General features: G+C 65.8%; 5 protein-coding genes. 1 reads left to right on the forward strand and 4 read right to left on the reverse strand.

Features of this window, described 5'->3' with window-relative positions:
• Together ADBZ5U_RS15540 and ADBZ5U_RS15545 are read right to left on the reverse strand one after the other, a co-directional pair.
• A partial coding sequence (locus tag ADBZ5U_RS15540; RefSeq protein ID WP_526811693.1) for a sigma-70 family RNA polymerase sigma factor occupies positions 1–852 on the reverse strand: 852 nt, incomplete at its 3' end.
• Positions 853–1,002: 150 nt separating this feature from the next.
• Complete coding sequence (locus tag ADBZ5U_RS15545) at positions 1,003–1,389, reverse strand: DUF3099 domain-containing protein (protein ID WP_526811694.1); 387 nt, start codon at positions 1,387–1,389, stop codon at positions 1,003–1,005.
• 76 nt (positions 1,390–1,465) lie between these two features.
• Here ADBZ5U_RS15545 and ADBZ5U_RS15550 point away from each other — a divergent pair, with 76 nt between their 5' ends.
• Positions 1,466–1,705 carry a DUF3039 domain-containing protein gene (locus ADBZ5U_RS15550; protein ID WP_526811695.1) on the forward strand — a complete coding sequence of 80 codons (240 nt, stop codon included), beginning with the start codon at positions 1,466–1,468 and terminating at the stop codon, positions 1,703–1,705.
• Here ADBZ5U_RS15550 and ADBZ5U_RS15555 read toward each other — a convergent pair.
• Together ADBZ5U_RS15555 and ADBZ5U_RS15560 are read right to left on the reverse strand one after the other, a co-directional pair.
• On the reverse strand, positions 1,692–2,651 hold the full coding sequence (locus ADBZ5U_RS15555) for a YhjD/YihY/BrkB family envelope integrity protein (RefSeq protein WP_526811696.1): 960 nt from the start codon (positions 2,649–2,651) through the stop codon (positions 1,692–1,694). The two genes, ADBZ5U_RS15550 and ADBZ5U_RS15555, sit on opposite strands and share 14 nt — an antisense overlap.
• 10 nt (positions 2,652–2,661) lie before the next feature.
• Entirely contained in the window at positions 2,662–2,853 is a 192-nt protein-coding gene (locus ADBZ5U_RS15560) for a DUF7455 domain-containing protein (protein WP_526811698.1), read from the reverse strand.
• Positions 2,854–2,873: the final 20 nt, after the last annotated feature.

Below are 2,873 nucleotides of genomic sequence, written 5' to 3' on the forward strand. Positions count from 1 at the left end.
CTTGCCGATCTGGTCGAGGGTGCGGGGCTGGCCGTCATCGAGGCCGAAGCGCAACCGGATGACCTGCTGCTCGCGTTCGTCGAGAGTCGCCAGCACATGGCGGATGTCGGTGTGCAGCAGTTCGGCGATCACCGCGTTCTCCGCCGACATCGCCTCGGCGTCCTCGATGAAGTCGCCCAGTGGGGACTCCTCGTCGCTGCCGACCGGCATGTCGAGGCTCACCGGGTCGCGGCTGTGCTCGAGCAGATCGTTGATCTTGTCCACCGGGATGCCCGACTCCGCGGCCAGTTCCTCATCGGTGGCCTCGCGGCCGAGGTTCTGGTGCAGTTCCCGCTTGATCCGGGCCAGCTTGTTGACCTGCTCCACCAGGTGGACCGGCAGTCGGATGGTCCGACTCTGGTCCGCCATGCCGCGGGTGATGGCCTGGCGGATCCACCACGTGGCGTAGGTGGAGAACTTGAAGCCCTTGGTGTAGTCGAACTTCTCCATGGCCCGGATCAGACCGAGGTTGCCCTCTTGGATGAGGTCCAGCAGGGGCATACCGCGACCGGTGTAGCGCTTGGCCAGCGACACCACGAGCCGAAGATTCGCCTCCAGCAGGTGCCGGCGGGCCGCCTGCCCGTCCCGCACGACGAGTGCCAGGTCGCGCTTGCGGTTCTCGCTCATGCGCTTCCGCGTCTCGAGCAGATGCTGGGCGTACAGACCGGCTTCGATCCGTTTCGCCAACTTCACTTCGTCTTCGGCGGTGAGCAGGGCGGTCTTACCGATGCCGTTCAGGTAGACGCGCACAAGGTCAGCGGCCGGACTCTGGGCGTCCAGGTCGGTGTCATAGCGGTTGCTGGCGTTTGCCATTGGTGCCTCCTGATCGGCTCCTGATGTCGAAGGGTCCAACGCTCGACTGCGGTGAAGAGTTCCCGTCTATCGGTCGACTCACACGCCTCTGAACTGCGTGGACAGAACCCTGGGTTTGAGAAATACCTAAGAAGCGACGGGTGTTCGGGGTCAGCGGGCGGGTTCCTCGTCGGGTCGTGCGGCCGCAAGGGCCGGACGCGGAGCGCGGGGGAACAGGGCGATGTGTTCCGGGGCGTCCGGGAATCGCCGGGGCTCCTCGGCTGTCCGGGGCGGGCGGTCGTTGGCGATCAGCACGGCCATCCACGGCAGCGGGATGGACGCGGCCAGAATCGCCAGGGAGACAAGGCCGTTGTGCCAGATGCCGTAGGCGGCCGCCGAGGCGATGAAAGCCGGTATGCGCCAGAACATCAGCTTGAGGTACTTGCGGACCCGGGCGCGATGCTGCTCCTCGTAGGAGTACGCAGCACGGGTGATGAGAACGGGTCGACCTTCGTCGTCGAAACCCAACTCGCGGTCCATGTAAACACTGTTCCACATCGGGCCAGGTCGGACGAGAGCTGGTTTCTTACGGCTGTCTTACGCCGACCGATTCGTTCGGTGCACAATGGTCGCTATGCAGACCGATACGATCGAACGCGCCGACAGCGACGAACGCGTCGACGACGGTTCCGATGACGACAGGCCCAAGCACTTCCACTACGTCAAAAAAGACAAGATCGCGGAGAGCGCCGTGATGGGAACCCACGTCGTCGCTCTCTGCGGCGAGGTCTTCCCGGTCACCCGCTCACCCAAGCCGGGGTCGCCGGTGTGCCCGGACTGCAAGCGGATCTACGAGTCGCTCAAGAGCGGCTGACCAGTGCCGGGTCGGTGCCGTGCGCGGCCGTACTCGCCTTGCGTTCCCGCCAACGGTTCCGCCAGCGCGCCAGGTGGGGTTCAGGAGCGGGCCATTCCTCCTGGATCGCGGCGTTGAGTTCGGCGCCCATCATGATCGCGAAACCGAGGAAGAACGCGAACAACAGGAACGCGATCGGCGTGGCCAGCGCGCCGTAGGTGTAACCGGTGCGGGTGATGTACTGCAGATACACCCGCAGGCACGCGGTGGCCACCACGAAGACGGCGGTGGCCAGCACCGCACCCCATACGAGCCGGTGGGTGGGAAGCGGTTCTGGTAGCGCGACGCGGTACAGCGCCGTCACCGCGGCGACCAGTGCCAGCACCAGCATGGGGTAGTAGCCGAAGCGCAGGAAATCGTCCCAGCTGTCCGGAATGTATCCGGCGATCTTGCGCGGCCCCAGCGCCAGCAGAGGCGCGGTGGCGATCACCCCGATCAGCATCACCATGTAGATGCCGAGGGCGAAGAAACGTTGCCGCACCGGGTGCCGCAACGGGGTCTGGTCGTGGGCCTCGACCACCGAGTCGACGAAAGCCGAGATCGCCGAGGAGCCGGCCCACAGGCTGATGATGAACCCGATCGACACGACCTCGCCGCTGGCGCCCAGGACGATGTCGCGGACGGTCGGCTCGATGATCTCGGCGACGATGTTCTCAGAGAAGAATCTGCTCGAGGTGCTGATCAGCTGCCGCTGAATGGTCGGCAGGGTGTCCGGCCCGAACAGCGGAGCGATGTAGGCGAGACTGCCCAGCATCCCCAGCAGCAGTGGCGGCAGCGACAGCACCGACCAGAAACCCGCCTGGGCCGACTCCGAGAAGATCGAGTCGTCCCAACTCTTGGACAGGGTCCGTCTCGTGATGCGCCGGATGTGGTGGCGCGTCGGGGGGAGCGGCGTGCGTTCGGTCACGCCGGAGCGCTCAGGCGCCGGCCTGGCTGGTTTCGATCACCGCGTCGAGCTCGAGCAACCGGGCCTGATGCTCGTTGGCGTGGTGCTGGCAGAACATCAACTCGGCACCGGAGGGCAGTTTCGCGCGCACGCGGGCAGCCGCGCCACAGCGGTCGCAGCGGTCAGCCCTGGTCAGTTCCGGACTGGTCAGCGTTGCGTTCATGGGCTCCTCCAAAGGTGCTC

Source organism: Mycobacterium sp., assembly GCF_040398885.1.
Lineage (GTDB): Bacteria > Actinomycetota > Actinomycetes > Mycobacteriales > Mycobacteriaceae > Mycobacterium.